The following is a 21102-nucleotide window of genomic DNA, read 5'->3' as shown; positions in this document are numbered from 1 at the left end:
GCCGCTGGTGAGGCGGCTCCGGGCTTCTTGTCGATCAGTTGCTGGCCACGCCCATGCCCTCGACCTCCCACTCGGGCAGCCCGCCACGGAACCAGTAGACCTGCCGGAAGCCCTTCTGCGTCGCGACGCGGCTGGCCTTGTAGGACTTCCAGCACTCCGCGCCATTGCAGGAGAAGATCGTCGGCCGGGTCTTGTCCAGCTTGTCGACCCCGGAGAAGTTGTCCTGCGAGGCGTCGAAGGCGACGTCCTTCAGGCTTTTCTCCACATAGGGCACGAAGATCGCCTGAGGCACACGCTTGGTCTTGTATTCTTTCTCGGTGCGGGTGTCGACCAGCACCGCGCCCTGGGCCAGCAGCTGCCGGACCTCCGAGGCGGTCACGAGCTTGGCCCCCGGCAGGCTGGTCGGCGTGAACAAACCCAGTTCGGCCACGGCCTTGTACTCGGTCGCCTCCGGCTTCAGGGTCACCGGTTTCAAGCCGCAGGCGGTGGCCGCGGACGTGAACCACTTCGCCAGCTTGCCGCGGGTGTCGGCCGGGAGGTCTTTCTTCACCACCACCGAAAAACCGCCTGGCACCGAGCCGGACGTGGCCAGCACCTTGCCGAGGCCGGGGTAGTCCTTGTTCCACGCTTCCCAGTCACGGCGGCGCACCACCGTGGCATCCGAGGACCCGAGCAGCAAGGCCGTCAGACCTGCCTGCGGATACCGTTCGTGCTGGACCACCAGGTCCTTGAGCGACAGACCGCTGGCGTTCAACATGCCGCGCGCCATATAGGTGTAGATCGAATCCTGCTGGGGCAGGTAGAGCCTGGCCCCGCGCATCGCGGACACCGAGTCCAGTTTCTGACGGCCGACCAGCACATACTGCTCGGCCGTATCGGTCGCGCCGACCAGTTCGTAGCCGCGCATCAGCGCCGAGGCTGCGACCTGGGCCGGCGCGATGAAGATGTCGTATTCGCCACTGCGGGTGGCGCGCATCGCATCGGCGAGCTCTTCGCTTTTGGTCACGCTGACCGGCTGGCTCACGAGCTGACCGAGGCTGGACTCCATCACCGAGCGCGACAGCATGAAAGCCTCCTGTCTGGACGTCGGTTCGACGGTGACCAGGGCAGTCACCTCGGCCCGGGCCCCGGCGGCAAGCCCCAGCAGGGCGGTGCAGACAAGCACGCGTATGTGTTGCTTCATGACCCAAGACTCCTTCTTTGTTGATCTACTTCTGTGGCTCTTCTTTTCGGAGCGTGTCGCTGGGACCGAGCGGCAGGGGCAGGCGACGGCCCGAGCTCCGCGCGGCGCTGTGGGCGCCTCGCTGCTTGACCACAGCCTTGCTGACGCTGAGACGGCCCGTGCACGGCCTGCCCGACGGTGAAAAACATCACCGCGCGGAGGCGCGTGTCTTGCGACTTGCGGAGGTGGCGCCACCAGCCTGACCTCGGTGACATTCTGTCGTGCGGAGTTGAGCCGCTTGCCGGGCCCGATCGGGAGGGAGGGTGGCAGAGCGTGAAAAAGTTAGGGGGCGAGGCGCGGATCTAATGTAACCATTCTTAACAAGCGCGTTTTGGCTGTTTCGCACGTTGGTGCTTCGTAAACCGAAGCGCCCCGGTGACGTCAGCCGGCCTGGAGCTGGTCGAGCGCCTGGCGGATCGACTGGACATCGGCCGGGCGTACCAGACGGGCCACTTCATGGCCCCCGCGCAGCAAGACCAGCGTGGGCCAGAGCTTCACGCCGAAGGAGCGACCGAGCGGCCGCCCCTTGCCGTCCTCGATCTTGAGGTGGCGCACGCTGTCGTGCCCCTCGAAGGCCGCCGCGATCAGAGGCTGTGCCCCGGCGCAGTAGCCGCACCAGGGGGCGCCGAACTCGATCAGCGTGGCACCCTGGAGCGCGTCCACTTCCGCGCGGGTCGGTTCGCTGGTGGCGTAGACGGTGTTCATGACCATGGTGTCCTCTCGCTGGCTGCCGGCATTGCAGGCCACCTTACCGCAGAACGCGGGCGGCCGAAGGCCCCCCGGCATCAGAGCCCCCGGCGCCGCCTGGCCTCATGCCTTCTCTCATGCCTTCTTTTTGAGGCACTCGCTCATGAAGGCCTTGCGCTCGGCGCCCTTCAGGTCCTTGGCGTCGGCGTTGCAGCTTTTCATCTTGTTCTGCTGCGCCTTCTGCTTGTTGGTCAGGCAGTCCTTCATGAAGGCCTTGCGCTCGTCGCCCTTGCGGTCGGCCGCGGCCTGGTTGCATTCCGCCATCTTGTTCTGCTGCGCGGTGGGAGCGGACGCGGCGGCGTCCGGTGCGGCGGTCTGGCCCAGGGCGGCAGGGCCGGCGACGGCCAGCAGCAAGGCGACGAGCCAACGCGGATAAGACATATCGAACTCCTGTTGCGGTGTGGTCGGGTGCCGGCATGCTACCCGCGCCCTGCGGCTACCGGCAGCCGGCTCGACAACCGGCGATCGAGGAAGTCCTGTTCGGCTGTTACTCACCCGCCGACCCGCCCGTGTACCGTGCCGTGCTTGCTGCCGCACGAGCATTGATGCCCGGCCGCGGCCGCTGGGTCCCGCCTGGACCTTTGACAGAAAACAAGCCATCCGGAGAGGACATGGATTCCACAGCCCGCCCCCGCCGCGCCACGTCGGCGCAGACTGCGACGCCGCGCATCCAGGCCACACTGGCCGCGCGACTCAACCTGGCCGACTTCCAGAACGCGGTGCCCGCGTTGCGGGAGCTGGCCGTCGTCAACGATGGCAAGGCCGCCCTGAAGGACCTGGAGCTGGCGGTGCATTCGGAGCCGGCCTTCTTCAAGCCCGCCGTCTGGCACATCGAGGCCCTGGCCCCCGGCCACCGCCAGCGCATCCCGGTGCCCGACCTGGCGCTGGACGGCGCGCTGCTGAGCCGCCTGGTCGAGGCCGAGCGTGCGGTGGTGCACTTCACACTGCAGCGCCGTGGCGAACCGGGCGAGGCGCTGGCGCGGCTGGAAGCGCCGGTCGAACTGCTGCCCCGCAACCACTGGGGCGGGCTGTCGACCTTGCCCGAGCTGGTGGCTGCCTTCGTGCAACCCAATCATCCGGCGGTGGAGGCGCTGCTCAAGCGCGCGGCCGGCATCCTGCGACAGGCCGGCCGCAGCGGCGAGATCGCCGGCTACCAGGACGGCGCCAAGGGCGCCTGGGAGCTGGCCTCGGCACTGTGGAGCGCGGTCGGCTCGATGGGCCTGGACTATGCGCTGCCGCCGGCAAGTTTCGAGCACCAGGGCCAGAAGGTCCGGGGACCGCAGCAGCTGGCCGAGTCGGGCCTGGCGACCTGCCTGGACCTGGCCCTGTTGTTCTGCGCGGCGCTGGAGCAGGCCGGCCTGAACCCGCTGATGGTCTTCATGCAGGGCCACGCGCTGGCCGGGGTGTGGCTGCAGCCCGAGGAGTTCCGCAACGCGGTGGTCGACGACATCACCGCGCTGCGCAAGCGGGTGCGCCTGAAGGAGCTGGTGCTGTTCGAGACCACCCTGGTCACGCAGCGCCCGCTGCCCCGCTTCAGTCACGCCTGCGAGCGCGGTACGCAGCAGCTGGGGGAGGACCGCGAGCAAGCCTTCGAGCTGGCGGTCGACATCCGCCGCGCGCGCCTGCAGCGCATCAAGCCGCTGGCCGGCCTGGAAGCCGCGGCGCCGGCAGCGGCGGTGCCGGAGCGCGAACCTGAAGCGGTCCAGGAGCCGGTTCTGGAGCCCGCGCCGGAGCTGCCGCAGGACAGCGAGGCGCCGCTCGACGGTTCGGCAGGCCGCACCGACGACAGGCTGGGCCGCTGGCAGCGCAAGCTGCTGGACCTGTCGCTGCGCAACAACCTGCTGAGCTTCAAGGACAGCAAGAAGGCGCTGGCACTCGACGCGCCGGAGGCCCGCCGCATCGAGGACGTGCTGGCCTCGGGCGAGTCGCTGAGGCTGCTGCCGCGGCCCGAGCTGATGGCGGGGCGAGATCCGCGCAGCAAGGCCTTGTATGAAAGCCGCGAGCGCGAGGACCTGCGCCGCGTTCAGGCGCTGCAGGCGCTCGAACGCAAGGAGGTGTTCGTCAGCGTGCCGCAGGAGGAGATGGAGGCCCGCCTGGTCGAGCTCTACCGTGCCGCGCGCGCGACGCTGCAGGAGGGCGGCTCCAACACGCTCTACCTGGCGCTGGGTTTCCTGTCGTGGACGCGCGGTGAGCGCCGCTTCAAGGCCCCCCTGATCCTGGTGCCGGTGATCCTGGAGCGCAAGAGCGTGCGCTCGGGATTCACCCTCAAGCTGCATGACGACGAACCGCGCTTCAATCCCACCCTGGCCGAGATGCTGCGGCAGGACTTCCACCTGGAGCTGGGCGTCCAGGACGGCGAGCTGCCGCGCGACGACACCGGGCTGGACGTGGCCGGCATCTGGAAGCAGGTGTCGGCCGCGATCAAGGACGTCAAGGGCTGGGAGGTGGTGGAGGACGTCGTGCTCTCGACCTTCTCCTTCGCCAAGTACCTGATGTGGAAGGACCTCTCCGAGCGCACCGGCGAGCTGCGCCTCAACCCGGTGGTGCGTCACCTGATCGAGACGCCGCGCGAGCCCTACCCGAGCAGCGTGGCCTTTCCCGATCCGAAACGCCTGGACGAGCAGCTGACGCCGCGCGAGACCTTCTGCCCGCTGCCGGCCGATTCCTCGCAGCTTTCGGCGGTGCTGGCGGCCAGCCGGGGCAAGGACTTCGTGCTGATCGGCCCGCCCGGCACCGGCAAGAGCCAGACCATCTCCAACCTGATTGCCCAGGCGCTCGCCGAAGGCAAGCGGGTGCTGTTCGTGTCCGAGAAGATGGCCGCGCTCGACGTGGTCTGGCGCCGGCTGCGCGACGTCGGCCTGGGCGACTTCTGCCTCGAGCTGCATTCGAGCAAGGCGCGCAAGGCCGAGGTGCTGGAACAGCTGCGCCGCGCCTGGAACCTGGGGGGCGCCACGGCCCCCGAGGACTGGGAGGCCGAGGCCGCGCGGCTGGGCGAGTTGCGCTCGCAGCTCAACACCTATGTCGAGCGGCTGCACCGCCGCCATCGCAATGGCCGCAGTGCCTACGACGCCATCGCCCGGATCGCCGCCGGACAGGCGCTGCCCGCCCTCAAGCTGGGCTGGCCGTCGCCCGACAGCCACGACACCGGCTCGCTGGCCCAGCTGGGGGAGACGGCCGAGCTGCTGGGCGTGAGTGCGCAGGCGGTCGGTGGCGAGGCGCTTTCCGGCGGGCCGCTGCGGCTGGTGGGGCAGACCACCTGGTCACCCAGTTGGCAGACCGCGCTGCTGGAGGCTGCAGGCACGCTGGAGCGTGCCGCCGGGGCGGCCGTCACGGCCGGCGGCGCCTGGCTGGCGCAGCTGGGCCTGCCGGCGCTGCCGCTGGTCGGCCGCACCCGTGAAGGCCTGAGCGAGCTGGCCCGGGCCCTGCCCGCGGCGGCGGGGCGCGACTGGCGCTTCGTGCTGCGTCCCGACGCGCGCAACCTGGCCGAGCGCCTGGAGCGCGGCATCGAGCTGCTGAGCCGGCACCAGGCGGTGTGTGCCGAGCTGGCCCCGTCCTGGAGCATCGACACGCAACGCGATCTCGCACATGGCCTGGAGCTGCTGGAGCGCTATCGCACGCTGGAGGCCGAACTGTCGCTGCCCTACGGCGAGGCGGCCGACCGGCTCGATGTGGCGCAGCTCGAGCGGGATTGGCAGGAGGCATCGGGGGCGGTCTGGCCGCTCGGCTGGTGGCGCCGTCGGGCCCTGGAGCAGCAACTGCTCGAAGCGGCGCCCGGGCAGCAGCGCGAGCCCGATGTGGGCGGCGACATCGGCCGGCTGGTGCAGATGCGCGCGCTGCAAGGCGAGCTGCAAGGGCTCCTCCGGCTGTCCGAACGCTCCGGCGGTGTCTGGACCGGCCTGCAGACCGATGTCGAGGCGGCGCGCGCCGCGCTGGCCTTCCAGGCCGTGTGGACCGCGGCCGTCGAAGGTCGCGACTGGGAGGAAGCCGGCCTCCAGCTGGTGGCCGCCGGCGCCTGCGGAACGGCACTCGCCGAGGACCTGGAGCGGCTGCGCACCCTGCGCGGCCTGGACCAGCACCTGCGCGGCCTCGATGCGCTGGGCTCGGCCGTGCCCAACCTGTGGGACGGCCTGCGAACCGACCTGAGGGAGGCCATCGACGCGGTGCACTTCCAAGCGGCCATCGCTGGCGCCGTCGCCCGTCTGGCGAGCACGACCCAGGCGCTGGCGGCCGTGCAAGCCGCGCTGGCGCGACTGCTCGGCGAAGGCAACGCCCTGCTCGAGGCGTCCGGCCCGCTGGTGCCGGTGGCGCGGGCCTGGCTCAGCGCCGACGCGGCCTTTCAGCAAGCCCTGCTGGGCGGTGCCGCTGCCGCCGCCACGCCGGAGGATGCCCGTGCGGCGATGGCGGCCGGGACCCCGGAGGATGTGGCCGCCGAGTGCCGGGCGCTGTTGCAGTCGGCCGGCCGGCTGCGCGCCTGGTGCGCATGGCGGGCCGCCTGCGAGCGCGCCGCCGCGCTCGGCCTGGCGCCGCTGGCACTGGCGATCGAACAGGGGTCGGTCGCGCCCGGTACGGCGCGCGAGGTGTTCGAGACCGACTACAGCCGCTGGTGGCTCAACGCGGTGGTCGATGCGGACGAGGTGCTGCGCGGTTTCGTGCCGGAGGTGCACGAGAAGCGCATCCGCGACTTCCAGGCCCTGGACGATCGCTTCACGACCCTGACGCGCGACTGGGTGCGGGCGCGCCTGTGCGCCAACCTGCCGACGCCGGACAGCGTCAGCCGCAGCTCCGATTGGGGCCTGCTGCGTTACGAGATGCAAAAGAAAGCGCGCCACCTGCCGCTGCGCGAGCTGCTGGGCCGGGCTGGCGAGGCCATCATGACGCTGACGCCCTGCCTGCTGATGAGTCCGCTGTCGATCGCGCAGTACCTGTCGGCGGGCTCGGCGCGTTTCGACATCGTCGTGTTCGACGAGGCCTCGCAGATCCCGGTGTGGGACGCGATCGGCGCGATCGCGCGGGCCCGCCAGGTGGTCATGGTGGGCGATCCGAAGCAGTTGCCGCCCACCAGCTTCTTTGACCGCGCCGAGCCTGACGAGGACGACATCGAGGTCGATGGCGACCTGGAGAGCATCCTGGACGAGTGCATCGGCGCCAACCTGCCGACCCTGGACCTGTCCTGGCACTACCGCAGCCGCCACGAGAGCCTGATCGCCTTTTCCAACCACCGCTACTACCGCGGCGAGCTGGTGACCTTCCCGTCGCCCGTCACGGAGGACCGCGCGGTCAGCTTCCACCACGTGAGCGACGGCCTCTACGACAAGGGGGGCAGCCGCACCAACCAGCAGGAGGCGCAGGCGCTGGTGCGCGACCTGGTGGCGCGGCTGCGCTCGCCGGGTTTCCTGCAATCGGGCAAGACCGTGGGTGTCGTGACCTTCAATACCGAGCAGCAATCGCTGATCGAGGACTTGCTCGACGAGGCGCGTCGCCAGGACCCGGCGCTGGAGCCGTTTTTCGCCGAGGACCGGCTGGAGCCGGTGTTCGTCAAGAACCTGGAGAGCGTGCAGGGCGACGAGCGCGACATCATGTACTTCTCGCTGACCTACGGCCCCGGCGCGGGCGGCGCGGTGTCGATGAACTTCGGGCCGATGAACCGGCAGGGCGGCGAGCGCCGCCTCAACGTCGCGATCACGCGGGCGCGCCACGAGCTGCGGGTGTTCTCCAGTCTGCGGCCCGAGCAGATGGACCTGTCGCGCACGGCCTCGCTGGGCGTGCGCGACCTGAAGCACTTCATGGAGTTTGCCGAGCAGGGCGCGCGCACGCTCATCGCGCCGCTGGCCGAAACCCAGGGGCAGGCCGAGGGCCGTTTCGAAGCGGCCGTCGCCGAGGCCTTGCAGGGCCGGGGCTGGCAGGTACAGCCCCAGGTCGGCGTGTCGGCCTTCCGGGTCGACCTCGCGGTGGTGGATCCGGATGTGCCTGGCAGCTTCCTGGCCGGCATCGAGTGCGACGGGCTCACCTACCTGCGCTCGGCCACCGCGCGTGATCGCGACAAGCTGCGCGCCCAGGTGCTGCGCGGGCTGGGCTGGGAACTGCTGCGGCTGTGGTCGACCGACTGGTGGATGGATCCGGAAGGTGCGCTGCAGACCCTCGATGGCCGGCTGCGGGCTTTGCTGAGGGCGCGCCGCGCCGCACGGGCGGCCGAGCCGGAGGCCGCGGCGGAGGTGGTGGCGATGGAGGTCCTGCCGGAGGGCGAGACCTTCGAGGTCGAGGCGACTGAAACACAGGGAGCCGAGGAACAGCCGACCAAGGCACGCTCGACGAAAGCACGGGCCACCAAGGCAGCGACGACGAAGGCCGCGACGACCGAGGAGCCGGCGACCGAGAAGCCGGCCGCCAGGAAGCGGGCCACCAAGGCGCCGGCGACCAAGACCCGAACGACCAAGGCCAAGGCAAGCGCGGAGCAGCCCGCCGAGGAGCAGCCCGCCGAGGACGCTGTGGCCGAGGCGACGGAGGTCCCGGCGACCGAAGGGCCCGCGCACCCGGGACCGGCGAACCCAGGGCCAGAGAACGAAGCGCTGGCAACGGAGGGACCGGCGACCGAAGGGCCTGCAGCGGACGTCGTGGCAACGCCGTCGTAAAGGCCGCCGGCGGCGCGGGCGCCGGCGTGGTCGTCATGCCCTTGTCACCGGGCGGCCCTAGGGTGCAGCCTGCGCCGTTCGTGCGCACACTGCTGCCACAACACCCCAGGAGACGCCCTTGTTGTTGTTGTCGACCTTCCGCACCCGCCTGCTCGCCGCGACGGCGGCCCTGCTGACCGGCACCGCCGTGCTGGCCGGGCCGCCGCAGCGCCCCGCGGCCGAAGCCCGTCCTGTCGTCATCGCCCACCGCGGCGCCAGCGGCTACCTGCCCGAGCACACCCTGGCCGCCTACTGGCTGGCGATCGAGCAGGGTGCCGACTTCGTCGAGCCCGACCTGGTCATCACCAAGGACGGGGTCCTGGTGGCGCGGCACGAAAACGCCATCGCGATCCTGAACGCCGACGGCAGCGTCAAGGAAACCACCACCGACGTCGCCGAGCGCCCCGAGTTCGCGGCCCGCAAGACCACCAAGAGCATCGACGGCAACAGCCTCACCGGCTGGTTCACCGAGGACTTCACGCTCGCCGAGCTGAAGACCCTGCATGCGCGCGAGCGCCTGCCGCATCTGCGCACCGCCAACACCCGCTTCGACGGCATGTTCGAGGTGCCGACGCTGGACGAGGTGCTGCGCCTGGTGCAGCAGGCCAACGAACGCCGCCGCGTCGAGGCCTTCCGCACCGGCCAGCCCTTCCGGCCGGTGGGCGTCTACCCCGAGACCAAACACCCGAGCTACTTCCAGGGCATCGGCAAGCCCTTGGAGGAGCCGCTGGTGCGCACGCTGCACCGCCACGGCTACCTGTCACGCCAGGCGCCGGTCTACATCCAGTCCTTCGAAACCGCCAACCTGCGCAAGCTGCGCCGCATGACGCGGCTGCCGCTGGTGCAGCTGCTCAACGGCTCGGGCCGACCCTGGGACTTCGTACAGAGCGGCGACCCGCGCGGTTATGCAGATCTGGCGCGGCCGCAGGGCCTGGCCGAGATCGCCAGCTACGCTGACGGCATTGGCGCCAACACCCAGCTGCTGATCCCGCTGCGCGGCGGCCGGCTCGGCACGCCGACCGCCTTGATCAGCGACGCCCATGCCGCCGGACTGATCGTGCATGCCTGGACCTTCCGCGCCGAGAACAGCTTTCTCCCCGACGAGTTCGATGCCGGCACCGACCCGGCCGCGATCGGCCAGCTGGCCGGTCAGGTGAAGGCTTTCCTGCAGCTGGGTCTGGACGGATTTTTCACCGACCACCCCTTCCTGGGGGTGCAGGCGCGCGACGCCTTCCTGAAGCGCTGACACACGTCCTCGGCCGCGGCTGGCCAATCAGCCGCGGTCGAGCGCTTCCTCCTCGGGCAGCAGCTCCAGGCTGCGGGCGAGGAAGAGGCGGGCGCGTTCCTCCCCGGCCACCTGTTGCAGGTGCCGCTTGCAGTCCTCGAGCCAGCGCAGCAGGGACTCGCGGTCGCGGACGTCGCGGGCCGCCTGCCGCAAGGCCGCGTCGCCCTGTCCCGGCATGCGCCCGATCTGTTCGAGGGCGTAGAACTTCGCGGCCGCCAGCGAACGGGTCACGCTGCGTGCTGCGGCCAGCGGCGCATCGGTCTCGATGTCCACGGAGATCGGCGCAGCTGCCACCTCGCGCACGAGCCCCCGGGCGGGGCCCACCACCTCCACGTAAGCTCGGTCCAGCAGGGCCTGCACGTCGGACAAGCCCAGCCCGAGCGAGCGGATCGCCGCTCCCAGGCGGCGCAACGGCTGCCGTCCGTCGATCAGGATGAACAGCGCACGCTGCCCATGGGTGCCGAGGAAGTTGCGCTCGCGCAGGGCGTGTCGGCCAGCATCGGTCTTGGCGTACACCAGGTCGGGGTCGAGGAGGTCGCTCATGTCGGAAGCCCGGTTCGAAGTCCGCCACGATAGAAACCAGTTGTGACGGTGGCACGACAATCCTGACTATTCCCTGTCACCGACCGGCGTTCGGGGCTCACAGGGCGCCGTCACTCCAGGGGCCCGTCACGGCGAAGGTGATGCCCGGCGACTGGATGTTGAAAAACAGCCACGGGCCCTCGAAGCAGGCCCCGGCAAATTCGCCGTCGCGCCAGTCCTCGGCGAAGCTGCGGCCGGAGGGCCGCGTGTAGCTGCCCAGCCCCGAAGGCGTGAAGTCGAGGTTGTTGGCACAGAAGGGGAACAGCTGACCCTCCGGCGTCAGGCCCTGCAGACGTTGCGGCGTGTTCTCCCCGTCCTCGCACAGCACCAGGCTGCCGCGCGGACTCCAGGCGATGTTGTCCGGGTGGTCGAGCACCCCGGTGCCCGGCGACTCGAAGATCAGCGTGAAGGTCTCGCGCCGCGGGTCGTAGGCGAACAGCTGCCCGCAGGCCGCCTCGCCGCCGCTGGTGGAGCACACGTAGATCAGCCCGTTGCCGTACCAGGCGCCTTCGCCGCGCACGATGCTGGAGGCGCCCTGCAGCAGGCCTTGCAGCACCACGCCGCCATAGATCTCGGTGCCCGGCAGGAAGAGGGCGGTCGGATCGTAGATGTCGACCCATTCGACGTCCCAGGTGGTGCCCGGCGCCGCGCCCCGCCCGGTGTCGATGTAGGCCGCGGCCCGGCCCTGCGCCGTCAGGCGGGCGTTCGCCTGTCCCTTGAGTTTCATCATCTGCAGCCGGCCGCCGAGCGCCGGGCGGCCGCGCTGCTCGGGGACGAAGCGGTAGAAGCCGCTGGGCAGGCTGTCCTCGGTCTCGTAGATGATGCCGGTGGCCGGGTCCACCGCGCAGGCTTCATGGCGGAAGGCGCCGAGACCTGTCAGCGGTTCCGGCTGCGCGTTGCCGAAGGCCGGTACCTCGAAGACCCAGCCATGCTGGCGCGAGAAGCCGTTGTGCGGACCGTCGCTGGTTTCCTCGCAGCTGAGCCAGCTGTTCCACGGGGTGGGGCCGCCGGCGCAGTTGCGCAGCGTGCCGCCCAGGCTGGCCCAGCTGGCCAGCCACTGCCCGGTCCCGGGAGCGAAGACCAGGTGGGTGGTGCCGCCGTTGGCCTGCGGGTCGTAGCTGCGCGCGGCCGGCGCGAAGCTGCCGTTGTTATTGCCTTGTTCGTGATTGCGCACCAGCACCAGCCGTTGCCGGTCGTGCGCCACCACCGCCATGCCGTCGTGCGAACCCGGGGTGGCGACGCCGTCGGTCATCACATCGCCGGTCCAGCCGAAGGACCAGTAGCGAAAGCCCGCCGGCAGTTGCAGCAGGGCCAGGCCGGTGCTGCCGTCGGCGACCGGGGCCAGCGGCCCGTAGTCGGGACTGTAGGGGAGCTGCGTGGCCTTCGCGGCGCCGCAGCCGAGCAGCTGCAGCGGCATCGCCAGCGCGGAGGCCGCCTTGAGGCTGCCTCGCAGCAGGCTGCGGCGGGAGTAGAGCCAGCAGGGCGCGGCCTCTCGCGACGGGGTGGGGTGGGTGAGCTCTTGCATGACATCGGCGGCAGCGTGGGTTTGGGGGTGCATCTGGGTCCTCCTCGGCACTGGAGGTGAGGGACCACCCGGCGGACGGCGGGTGGGCTGGCGCCCGTCCCGGCGAGGAACAGCGCCGTCCGAGGATGTGCGCCCTGCGGGTCAGTGGGATGACAGGCCCGCTCGCGAGGGCGGATACCCGGAGCCGCGGCAAAACCCCGCCTGGGCCGCACAATCGAGCGATGTGGGCGCGTGAGGCCGGTGGCGGCTCCGGCCGCGTGCCCCGGAGGGTTCGAGATGGCAGCATCGACCGGCATCCAGCGCGACTCTTTCGATTCGCGCGACCTTCTTTATGCCTCCGGCCGCTCCAGCCTGCCGGAGGCCGTGAGGCCGGACTGGGCCGGCCTCAGCGTGCGGCAGCAAGGTGGGCCGGACGAAAGCGCTGCCCATGCCTTGGCCTCGCTGGCCGACTACCTGCTGTACGGTGCCGGGCAAGCCGTCCGGGTGAGTGCCTCGATGCTGCTTGCCACCGCCCGCCGCTACGACCGCTGGCCGGGCCTGACAGGCCGCGGACCCAGCGCCCGGGCCGTCGTGCAGGCCTGGTACAAGCACGGGCTCTGCAGCGAGGCCAGCTGGCCGGCCGGCCTGGCCACGGCGGGACTCGATGCGCCGCGCCAGGTCGATGCGCTGCAGCGCCCGATGCGGACCTACTGCCGCGTGCTGCCGCGCCGCTGCGACGTGCAGGCGGCGCTGTGCGAGCACGGCGTGCTGCTGTGTTCCGCTGCGGTCCATCCGGGCTGGCTGCACCCGGTGCAGGGCGTGATCGGCGCTGCGGCGCCCCAGGTCGTCTCCGGCCCGGTCGCCGGGCAGGCCTTCGTGCTGGCCGGCTACGAGCCGCGGGGTTTTCTGGTGCTGGACAGCCGCGGCGCCGCCTGGGGCGGCTTGCCGGTCGACGGCGAGGCACGGGCCGGCCTGGCCCTGTGGCCCTACGAGGACTTCGACAGCTCAGTCTGGGACGTCTGGGCGGCCACCCTGGCCTTGCCGGTGCACCGTCTGGCGGCGCTGCGCAGCCGCCAGGCCCTGGGCGGCTGCGGCAGCTTCCGCCGTACCGGGGGGCCGCCGCCGCCGGAGGTGGCCAGGCACATGGTGCACATCGACGACGGCCAGTTCGATCCACGCGGCAGCTATGCCAGCACGCCGGAAAGCGCGCGCGAGCTGGTGCAACGCAAGGTGGCAGCCGCGGCCGCCCGCGGCGAGCTCAAGCTCCTGCTGATCGCCCACGGCGGCCTGACCGGCCTGGACAGCGCGGCCGAGCGGGTCAGGGCCTGGCGCGATGTCGTTGATGCCAACGAGGTCGAGCACTTCCACTGGCTGTGGGAGACCGGCTTTCTGCCCGAGCTGAAGGACGTGCTGCTGGGCAAGGACGAGTTTGCGGGCGGCCGTGCCGGCGTGGGCGAGTGGAAAGACCGGCTGCTCGAGCGGCTCACCCGCCCCTTGGGCAAGGCCCTGTGGAACGAGATGAAAACCGATGCGGCGCTGGCGCATGCCCCCGACGGCGCGGGCTCGCAGCTGCTCGCCATGCTCGGCGAGTCGCTGGCGGCCACGCCGCAGCTCGCTTCCAGCCATGTCACCCTGCTCGGCGACAGCGCCGGCGCCTTGTGGTTGGGCGAAGCGCTGCAGGCCTGGGCCGTCCACCTGCCGCAGCTGCGGGTGGACCACCTGGTGCTGATGGCGCCGTGCTGCACGGTCGAGTACTTCCAGCGGCGCATCTACCCGCACCTGCTCGACGGCCGGGTGCAGTCCCTCACGGTGTTTCAATTGCCCGACGAACTCGAGCGTGCCGACGACGTGGCGCGGGTCTACGGCAAGTCCATGCTGTACTACGTCTCCAACGCCTGCGAGGCGCGCGAAGGCGGCACGCCGCTCCTCGGCCTGCAGGCCTGCGCCGAGCATTGGGAGGCCGAGCGCGCGGCGCTGCTGGACCAGGGGCGGCTGCAGCTGATCACGGCGGTGCAGGACAGCGAGCGCTCGCGGGCCACCCGCCACAACGGTTTTGTCACCGACCTGCAGACCCTCAACACCGTGCTGGCGCTGGCCTGCCGGGGGCGCCCCGCGCGCCCCTTCACCCGCGGCGACCTGCCCGGCGGCGCCTCCTCCTGACGAGAAGCCCGGGGGCCGCTCACTTCTTCCAGAAACGCGGGGCCTCGGCGACGACCTTGAGTGCCTTGCGGCAGTGCAGGGCGGTGAGTTCGCTGCGAGCGCTCAGCCAGCCGATCGCGAACCAGGCGCGCGGGTCCCGGGCCGCCGCCTCGCGGTAGTGCGCCAGCGCGACCGCATCGTCGTTGTGCAGGCCCAGGGCGTCCTGGGCCGGGCGCAGGTGGGCGAGGTAGTCCTCGACCGCCCCTTCGCCGAACAGCGGGGCGACAAACTCGGCCAGGTAGCGCAGCCGCTTCAGGCGTTTGCGCACCCGGTGCTGCGAGGTGATGTCCAGCTTGGTGAAGCGCTTGCCGTCGCGCACCACCTGGCGGTGCAGCTTGCGGATGCGCCGACCGGCGGCCTCCCGCGTCGCCTTCGGCGTGCCGGCGGGCCCGGCGTCCGACGGTGCCGCGACGCTGAACTCGATCAATTCCAGGAGTGTCGTCTGGAACCCGGTGTCCTGGATCACCCGGGCCGGGTCGGCGACCTTGCCGGGCTCCGGCATGTCGATGGGCGGAGCGCCGGCCGAGGCGAGTTGCGGCTGGACCGCCTTGAGCACCGTGTCGCGGTCGCGGAACTCGCCGAGCGCCTGGAACACGCGGGAGAGCGGCGCCTCCCACTCCGGCTTCACGGCAGGCGATAGCGGCCCCAGCTCGCGCAGCGCCGTGCGCAAGCGCCGTATCCCCACGCGCAGCTGGTGCACGTGGTCCTCGTTGTAGCGGCCCTGGCCCACCTCGCTGGCGTTCGGAAGGATCTGGTCGAGGCAGGCACCGACCACGGCCCGGACCTCCGCGTCCCCGTTGCGGGGCCGGCCGCGGCCGGGCGGGTGGGCCTTCACCACGGGCCCGTGCGCCGCGCCGCGTGCCAGGCGCTCGCCGCGCTGGCCCTTGGAGATCACGTTGAGCCAGAGGCCGTGCTGCACCGCCCAGCGCCGCGCGATCTTCAACACGGCTTCGCGGGGGCCTCGCTTGAGCTCGAGTTCGATTTCACACAAGGGCTGCTCGCGCTCGCCGGCACGGATGCACCCCTCATCGAAAGCCAGCTCGACCAGGCCACCACCCGGGACCCGGAGCTCGCGCGTCTGGCGCGAGACGTCAATGCGGTAGCGGTTTTGCAGCGGCGGCAGCGCGGCGCCGTGCGGCGCGCCATCGGGCTGCAGGCACCGCTTCAGCAATTCGCCGGCGGGCGTGTCAGCGTGCAGCCCAGGGTCCACGCTCGGGCCCTGACCGCGGGGCGGCGCCTGCAGCGCGACCTCGTGTTCGAGCCGCTCGACCTGGCTGGGACCGGCCGCCTTCAGCGTCTGTACCCAGCGGCGGCCCTCCTTGCGCACACGCAGCGAGAGGCCGTCGCGCGCCAGCCGGCCGTCGGGCGTGTCGAAGTAATCGGCCTGCAAGCGCGTGGCCGTCCAGTGGCCGCGTTGCAGCGCCGCCTCCAGGCGGTCGCGGCAGTCGGCCGGCACCTCGAACTTGAGTTCGAATTCGGACATCGGATCCTCCTTGGTGGCCGGGGCGCCGGTCGCGCCGGCGCGGCCTGGCCAGCGCTGCCCGCCGAGGCGGCCACGAGGTGCACGGAAGCAAGCCGCGCACCACACCACAGGGCAATCCCCTGTCACCGAACCGTCACCCGGGCTCTCTAGCGTGGTCCGCTCCACCACTTCCCAGGGGGACGCTGCCATGGCATCGACTCTGCGCACCTGCATCCGCTTGCCGTCCTGCCCCGCCAGCGGCCGGCCGGTCGAGGCGCTCGGCCGCATTTCCTGCGGCATCCGTCCGGCAGTTTTGGCGCTCCTTGCAGGCAGTGTGCCGAGCACCGCCTTCGCCCGAGCGGACGGCAGCGAGATCGACTGGATCTCCATGGGGTCCACCTTCGTCGCGGGCCTGGTCTTGTTCCTGTGGGGCGTGCGGGCCTTGTCCCAGCGCCTGCGCGAGGTCGGCAGCGAGCGGTTGCGCGAGATCCTGCGCCGCAGCTCAGACAACCGGCTCAGGGGTTTGCTGTGCGGCACCGGCGTCACCCTGGTGCTCGATTCCTCCTCGGCGACCATCGTCCTGCTGATCGCACTGGTGGATGCGGGCTTGCTCGGCTTTGCCGCCAGCCTGCCCATCATCCTGGGCAGCAACATCGGCACCACCTTCTCCAGCCAGTTGTTCGCGCTGAACGCCGAAGCGCTGCCGCCCCTGCTGATGGCCGGCGGGCTGGGCGGGGTGCTGCTGGGGCGCAGCGTGAACGGGCGGCGCTGGGGTGAGGTGGTGTTCGGCGTCGGTATGGTGCTGTTCGCGCTCCATGTGATCGGCCTGGCGATGGAGCCGCTGGGGGATCATGCCGGCGTGAAGGACTGGCTGCGCAACTTCGAGCAGCCGCTGCTGGGTTTGGCCGCGGGCGCGGCGGCGACGGTGGCGATCCAGTCGTCCTCGGCCATGATGGGCATCGTGATCGTGATGGCGAGCCAGCAGCTGATCAGTCTGGAGACCGGCTTGGCGCTGATGCTGGGCGCCGAGATTGGCACCTGCGCCGACACCCTGGTTGCCAGCCTCGGGCGCTCCGCCGCGGCCTTGCGGGCCGGTCTCTTCCACCTCGGCTTCAACATCGCCTCCGCCTTGCTGGGGCTGATGCTGATCGGACCGATGGCCTGGTTCGCGCAAGCGTCCGCCGGCACGGTAGCGCAGCAGATCGCGAACGCGCACGTTGCCTTCAACGTGATCGGGGCGCTGCTGTTTTTCGGTTTCACCGGCCTGATCGCGCGCTGGCTGCAGCGCCTCCTGCCGGACCGCGTGCACGGGCCGCTCAATCCGCCGGTTGCGAAGGGCCCGGCCCTCGACGCCTGAGCCGGCGCTTCAGTACTCCACCGCGCCGTTCTCGCGGCAGAAGCCGAACAGCCTGAGCCCGGCCTGCCGGGCGATGTCGACCGCCAAGGTGGTCGGCGCCGAGATGGCGGCGAGCGCCGGCAGCGACAGGCGCGCGCATTTGCGCACCAGTTCGTAGCTGGCGCGGCTGGAGACGATCACGAAACCGGGCTGGTCCAGCAGGCCCTGGCGCGCCAGCCGGCCGATCAGCTTGTCCAGCGCGTTGTGGCGGCCGACGTCCTCGGCCACCTCGAGCAGCCGGCCGTCCGGCAGGGCCCAGCCGGCCGCATGGCAGGCGCCGGTGAGGGCGCTGAGCGGCTGCCTCGCGCTCAGCTGCTCGAAGGCCTGCAGCACGTCGGTGACGCCCAGGCCGGGCAGGGCCCGCTCGGCGGGCAGCGGCTCGGGCTGCAGGTCCAGCGCCGCCAGGCTCTCGATGCCGCACAGGCCGCAGCCGGTGCGGCCTTCCAGCGAGCGCCGGCGGCGCTTCAGCGCATCGAAGGCGCGCGAGGCGATCTCCAGCCTCAGCTCGCAGCCCAGCGGTCCGCTCGCCAGCTCCATGCCGTAACACTGCGCGGGGCTCGCGATCAAGCCCTCGGACAGTGCGAAGCCGAGCGCGAAGTCCTCCAGATCGGCGGGCGTGGCCATCATCACCGCATGCGACACGCCGTTGAAGCTCAAGGCCACCGGCACTTCGGAGGCCAGCTGGTCGGTGGCGGGATGGCTGCTGCCGTTTTGCGTGCGGCGCACCGGGCGGTCGCCGACCGGCGGGGGCAGGGCAGAGGTGGTCAAGAGGCGGCTTCCGTCGCGCGGCCGGCCGGGTCCTGCGGCTGATGAGGGCGCAGCACCACCGGGATGGATTTCGATGCCGGCGTGCGGGCACCTTCCGCGTGGCTCGCCAGCGGCACCAGCACATTCGTCTCGGGGTAGTAGCTGGCCAGGCAGCCGCGCGGGATGTCGTAGGGCACCAGGCGGAAGCCGTGCGCGGTGCGCTCCTGCCCGTCGTCGAAGACGCTGACGAGATCGACCCGGTCGCCCTCGGCATGGCCCAGCTCGGCCAGGTCCTCGCGGTGGATGAACACCACCCGGCGCTGCCCGAAGACGCCACGGTAGCGGTCGTCCAGTCCGTAGACCGTGGTGTTGTACTGGTCGTGCGCTCGCACGGTCGCGAGCGCGAAGACGCGCTCCTCGTGCCGCTGACGGGCCCGGTGCACCGCGGTGGCGCGAGGCACCGGGTGGGCCGCGAACTGGGCCTTGCCCGAGGGCGTCTGCCAGACCCGCTCGGCGGCCGTGTTGCGCAGCCGGAAGCCGCCGGGCCTGCGCACCCGCGTGTTGAAGCCGTGGAAGTCGTCGAAGACCGCCTCGATGCGGTCGCGGATGCGGTCGTAGTCCTCCACCAGCCACAGCCAGGGCGTCTTGCTGGCGGGCAGGGTGGTCGCGGCGAGCCGGGCCACGATCATGGGCTCTGACAGCAGCTGCGGCGAGGCCGGCTCGTTCAGGCCCGAAGACAGGTGCACCATGCTCATCGAGTCTTCCACCGTCACCGCCTGCGGGCCGGCCGCCTGGCGGTCGATCTCGGTGCGGCCCAGGCAGGGCAGCACCAGGGCGGTGCGGCCGTGCACGACGTGGCTGCGGTTGAGCTTGGTGGAGACGTGCACGGTGAGCTCACAACGGCGCAGCGCCTCGTGGGTCAGCGTGGTGTCGGGTGTGGCGGCCGCGAAGTTGCCGCCCAGGCCGATGAACACCCGCACCCGGCCGGCGTGCATCGCGTCGATCGCCCCCACCGTGTCCAGGCCTTCGCGGCGCGGCGGCTCGAAGCCGAACACCTGCCCCAGCCGGTCCAGGAAAGCGGCCGAGGGCTTTTCGTGGATGCCCATCGTGCGGTCGCCCTGCACGTTGCTGTGACCGCGCACCGGGCAGACACCGGCGCCGGGCCGGCCCAGGTTGCCGCGCAGCAGCAGCAGATTGGTGATCATCTGCACCGTCGCCACGGCATGCGGGTGCTGGGTGATGCCCATGCCCCAGCAGGCGATCACGCGCTCGGCGCCGGCGTAGACGGCCGCCGCGGCGCGCAGCTGCTCCACGCTCAGCCCGGACTCCTCGGCCAGCAGTTCCCACGGCTCGGCGCGCAGGTCGGCCTCGAAGGCCTCCAGGCCCTGGGTGTGCTGTTCGATGAAGCCCGTGTCGAGCACCCGCGGCGCACCGGTGGCGCGTGCCGCATCGTCGAGCTCGAAGAGGGCCTTGCACAGTCCCTTGACCGCGGCCAGGTCGCCGCCGATGCGCAACTGGAAGTAGTGGCTGCTGATCGCGGTGGAGCCGAGCGTGGCCATTTCCAGCGGGCTCTGCGGATCGGTGAAGCGCTCCAGGCCGCGCTCGCGCAGCGGGTTGAAGCTGAGGATGCGGGCGCCGCGCCGCGAGGCGGCGCGCAGCTCGCCGAGCATGCGCGGATGGTTGGTGCCGGGGTTCTGGCCGAAGATCAGGATCGCGTCGGCCTGCTCGAAATCGTCCAAGGTGACGCTGCCCTTGCCGACGCCGATGCTCGCCTTCAGACCCATGCCGCTCGGCTCGTGGCACATGTTGGAGCAATCGGGGAAATTGTTGGTGCCGAACTCGCGCACGAACAGCTGCCACAGGAAAGCCGCCTCGTTGCTGGTGCGCCCGGAGGTGTAGAAGACCGCCTGGTCGGGGTGGTCGAGCCCGCGCAGGCCAGCCGCAATCTGGGCGAAGGCGGCGTCCCAGGAGATCGGCAGGTAGCGGTCGCTGGCCGCGTCCCAGGCCAGCGGCTCGGTGAGGCGGCCCAGGCCTTCGAGGGCCTGGTCGCTCCAGCTCGCCATCTCGCTCACGGTGTGGCGGCCGATCAGCTCCGCGGTCGCGCGTTGCGAGGTCGCCTCTGCCGCCACGGCCTTGACGCCGTTCTCGCAGAACTCGAAGGTGGCGGTGTGGTTGCGGTCGGGCCAGGCGCAGCCGGGGCAGTCGAAGCCGTCGGGCTGGTTGGCCGACAGCAGTGTGCGCGCGCCCTTGGCGGCGATGCGGTGCTGCAGCAGCTGCCGCGCCACGCTGCGCAGGGCGCCCCAGCCGCCGGCCGGGTAGGGGTAGAACTCGATTTTGGGATCGCTCATGGCGGTGGCAGGGATGGGGCGGAGATGCAGTCGACAAGGTACACCAGCTTCGGGCGCCCCGCGCGGGGACGTGGTGCCGATGCCGCCCGCCGATGCGCCGGGCAGATGAGGTAAATTCGCCGCCGTTGGTGCGCGTGCCGGCTCTTCTGCCGGCACCGTGAAACGGGAATCGGCACAGGCCCGCGGCGCGGGCCTGAAGCCGAGCTGCCCCCGCAACGGTAAGCAGCCGGAGACTCTGCGTCGTCTCCAGCGCCTGTCCGGCGTCCACTGGCCTGAAACGGCCGGGAAGGACACGGGCGCCACGGCTGCCAGCCCGGAGACCGGCCAACGGGGGGCCACGCCTGGCGCGTGGCCGCATTGCGCCGGGCCGCGGGGAAGCGGCAGGGCGCTCACTTCGAGCTGACGGCCTGTCCGCAACCCGCCTTTCCATTTCGGCCGGCCGCCGCTCCTGCGTTTCTCCGAGGTGTCGCGATGATCATCGAAACCGGCATGGCGCAGCTCGCGCAATGGCTGCTGTGGCCCGTGTCGCTGGGGGTGCTGGGCGCTTTCGCGGCCGCACTGTGGGCGCTCGGCCGCACGCTGGCCGAGGCCTGGCAGCGCTGGCGCGATCCGGCCTGGCGGGCCCTGCCCGCAGGCGATTCGGTCCCCCTCGAAGCGCTGGAGCTGGCCGCGTTGCGGCAGCTGGAGCCGCTGCGGCTGCTGGCTCGCATCGCGCCGCTGCTGGGCCTGATCGCCACCATGATCCCGCTCGGGCCGGCCCTCGCCGGCGTCGCCTCGGGCGACGGCGGGCGCACGCTGTTGGGCTTCGGGAACGCCTTCTCGGGCGTGGTGCTGGCCCTGGCCGCGGCGGCCCTCGCGCTGGCGCTGCACTCGCTGCGCCGGCGCTGGCTGCTGGAGGAATTGCATGCCGTGCGCCGGGCCCGCGGCCTGGTCGAGTGAGGG

The 21102-nt window shown here is 71.3% G+C and carries 13 protein-coding genes and 1 riboswitch; of the genes, 5 read left to right on the top strand and 8 right to left on the bottom strand.

From position 1 onward, the window contains the following. Positions 1-34: 34 nt before the first annotated feature. The 3 genes from OOT46_RS19115 to OOT46_RS19105 all read right to left on the bottom strand — a co-directional run bounded on the left by OOT46_RS19115 (position 35) and on the right by OOT46_RS19105 (position 2350). Positions 35-1183: a rhodanese-like domain-containing protein gene (locus tag OOT46_RS19115; RefSeq protein ID WP_265405223.1), complete on the bottom strand. Its 1149-nt coding sequence runs from the start codon at positions 1181-1183 to the stop codon at positions 35-37. Positions 1184-1603: 420 nt separating this feature from the next. Then, positions 1604-1933: a thioredoxin family protein gene (locus tag OOT46_RS19110; protein WP_265405222.1), complete on the bottom strand. Its 330-nt coding sequence runs from the start codon at positions 1931-1933 to the stop codon at positions 1604-1606. Between the two features lie 111 nt (positions 1934-2044). Next, complete coding sequence (locus OOT46_RS19105; RefSeq protein ID WP_265405221.1) at positions 2045-2350, bottom strand: PsiF family protein; 306 nt, start codon at positions 2348-2350, stop codon at positions 2045-2047. A 230-nt stretch (positions 2351-2580) separates the two neighbouring features. Here OOT46_RS19105 and OOT46_RS19100 point away from each other — a divergent pair, with 230 nt between their 5' ends. Next, positions 2581-8598, top strand: a complete 6018-nt coding sequence (locus OOT46_RS19100) for a DUF4011 domain-containing protein (protein WP_265405220.1) — start codon at positions 2581-2583, stop codon at positions 8596-8598. 118 nt (positions 8599-8716) lie between these two features. Then, positions 8717-9883: a glycerophosphodiester phosphodiesterase gene (locus OOT46_RS19095; RefSeq protein ID WP_265405219.1), complete on the top strand. Its 1167-nt coding sequence runs from the start codon at positions 8717-8719 to the stop codon at positions 9881-9883. Between the two features lie 27 nt (positions 9884-9910). Here the strand turns inward: OOT46_RS19095 and OOT46_RS19090 are convergent, their stop codons facing one another. Further along, positions 9911-10465 carry a hypothetical protein gene (locus OOT46_RS19090; RefSeq protein ID WP_265405218.1) on the bottom strand — a complete coding sequence of 185 codons (555 nt, stop codon included), beginning with the start codon at positions 10463-10465 and terminating at the stop codon, positions 9911-9913. A gap of 97 nt (positions 10466-10562) precedes the next feature. After that, positions 10563-12062 (bottom strand): alkaline phosphatase PhoX, encoded by a 1500-nt coding sequence (locus OOT46_RS19085; RefSeq protein WP_265405217.1) that lies wholly within the window; start codon positions 12060-12062, stop codon positions 10563-10565. Between the two features lie 243 nt (positions 12063-12305). On the opposite strand from OOT46_RS19085, the gene OOT46_RS19080 reads away from it, so the two are divergent. Continuing rightward, the gene (locus tag OOT46_RS19080; protein ID WP_265405216.1) at positions 12306-14168 is read left to right on the top strand and encodes a hypothetical protein; all 1863 of its coding nucleotides are present in this window, start codon (positions 12306-12308) and stop codon (positions 14166-14168) included. 19 nt (positions 14169-14187) lie between these two features. Here OOT46_RS19080 and OOT46_RS19075 read toward each other — a convergent pair whose 3' ends face one another. Beyond that, complete coding sequence (locus OOT46_RS19075) at positions 14188-15690, bottom strand: CYTH and CHAD domain-containing protein (protein WP_265405215.1); 1503 nt, start codon at positions 15688-15690, stop codon at positions 14188-14190. A gap of 187 nt (positions 15691-15877) precedes the next feature. Here OOT46_RS19075 and OOT46_RS19070 point away from each other — a divergent pair, with 187 nt between their 5' ends. Then, complete coding sequence (locus OOT46_RS19070; protein WP_265405214.1) at positions 15878-17026, top strand: Na/Pi cotransporter family protein; 1149 nt, start codon at positions 15878-15880, stop codon at positions 17024-17026. 9 nt (positions 17027-17035) lie between these two features. Here OOT46_RS19070 and fdhD read toward each other — a convergent pair whose 3' ends face one another. Beyond that, positions 17036-17833 (bottom strand): formate dehydrogenase accessory sulfurtransferase FdhD, encoded by a 798-nt coding sequence (gene fdhD / locus OOT46_RS19065; protein ID WP_265405213.1) that lies wholly within the window; start codon positions 17831-17833, stop codon positions 17036-17038. Further along, positions 17830-20160 carry an FdhF/YdeP family oxidoreductase gene (locus OOT46_RS19060; RefSeq protein ID WP_265405212.1) on the bottom strand — a complete coding sequence of 777 codons (2331 nt, stop codon included), beginning with the start codon at positions 20158-20160 and terminating at the stop codon, positions 17830-17832. The genes fdhD and OOT46_RS19060 overlap by 4 nt, the downstream gene beginning before the upstream one ends. 109 nt (positions 20161-20269) lie before the next feature. Further along, positions 20270-20504: riboswitch (cobalamin riboswitch) on the top strand. A gap of 127 nt (positions 20505-20631) precedes the next feature. On the opposite strand from OOT46_RS19060, the gene OOT46_RS19055 reads away from it, so the two are divergent. Then, the gene (locus OOT46_RS19055; protein WP_265405211.1) at positions 20632-21099 is read left to right on the top strand and encodes a hypothetical protein; all 468 of its coding nucleotides are present in this window, start codon (positions 20632-20634) and stop codon (positions 21097-21099) included. Positions 21100-21102: the final 3 nt, after the last annotated feature.

This window comes from Aquabacterium sp. A7-Y (genome assembly GCF_026153205.1).
GTDB lineage: Bacteria > Pseudomonadota > Gammaproteobacteria > Burkholderiales > Burkholderiaceae_C > Caldimonas.
Note: the sequence above shows the minus strand (reverse complement) of the source record. Positions and strands in the feature narration are given on the sequence as shown.

Bases quoted from the DNA above. Each gene is read 5' to 3' on its own strand.
- OOT46_RS19115 (WP_265405223.1), bottom strand. From the start codon at position 1,183: ATGAAGCAACACATACGCGTGCTTGTCTGCACCGCCCTGCTGGGGCTT.
- OOT46_RS19110 (WP_265405222.1), bottom strand. From the start codon at position 1,933: ATGGTCATGAACACCGTCTACGCCACCAGCGAACCGACCCGCGCGGAA.
- OOT46_RS19105 (WP_265405221.1), bottom strand. From the start codon at position 2,350: ATGTCTTATCCGCGTTGGCTCGTCGCCTTGCTGCTGGCCGTCGCCGGC.
- OOT46_RS19100 (WP_265405220.1), top strand. From the start codon at position 2,581: ATGGATTCCACAGCCCGCCCCCGCCGCGCCACGTCGGCGCAGACTGCG.
- OOT46_RS19090 (WP_265405218.1), bottom strand. From the start codon at position 10,465: ATGAGCGACCTCCTCGACCCCGACCTGGTGTACGCCAAGACCGATGCT.
- OOT46_RS19085 (WP_265405217.1), bottom strand. From the start codon at position 12,062: ATGCACCCCCAAACCCACGCTGCCGCCGATGTCATGCAAGAGCTCACC.
- OOT46_RS19080 (WP_265405216.1), top strand. From the start codon at position 12,306: ATGGCAGCATCGACCGGCATCCAGCGCGACTCTTTCGATTCGCGCGAC.
- OOT46_RS19075 (WP_265405215.1), bottom strand. From the start codon at position 15,690: ATGTCCGAATTCGAACTCAAGTTCGAGGTGCCGGCCGACTGCCGCGAC.
- OOT46_RS19070 (WP_265405214.1), top strand. From the start codon at position 15,878: ATGGCATCGACTCTGCGCACCTGCATCCGCTTGCCGTCCTGCCCCGCC.
- OOT46_RS19060 (WP_265405212.1), bottom strand. From the start codon at position 20,160: ATGAGCGATCCCAAAATCGAGTTCTACCCCTACCCGGCCGGCGGCTGG.
- OOT46_RS19055 (WP_265405211.1), top strand. From the start codon at position 20,632: ATGATCATCGAAACCGGCATGGCGCAGCTCGCGCAATGGCTGCTGTGG.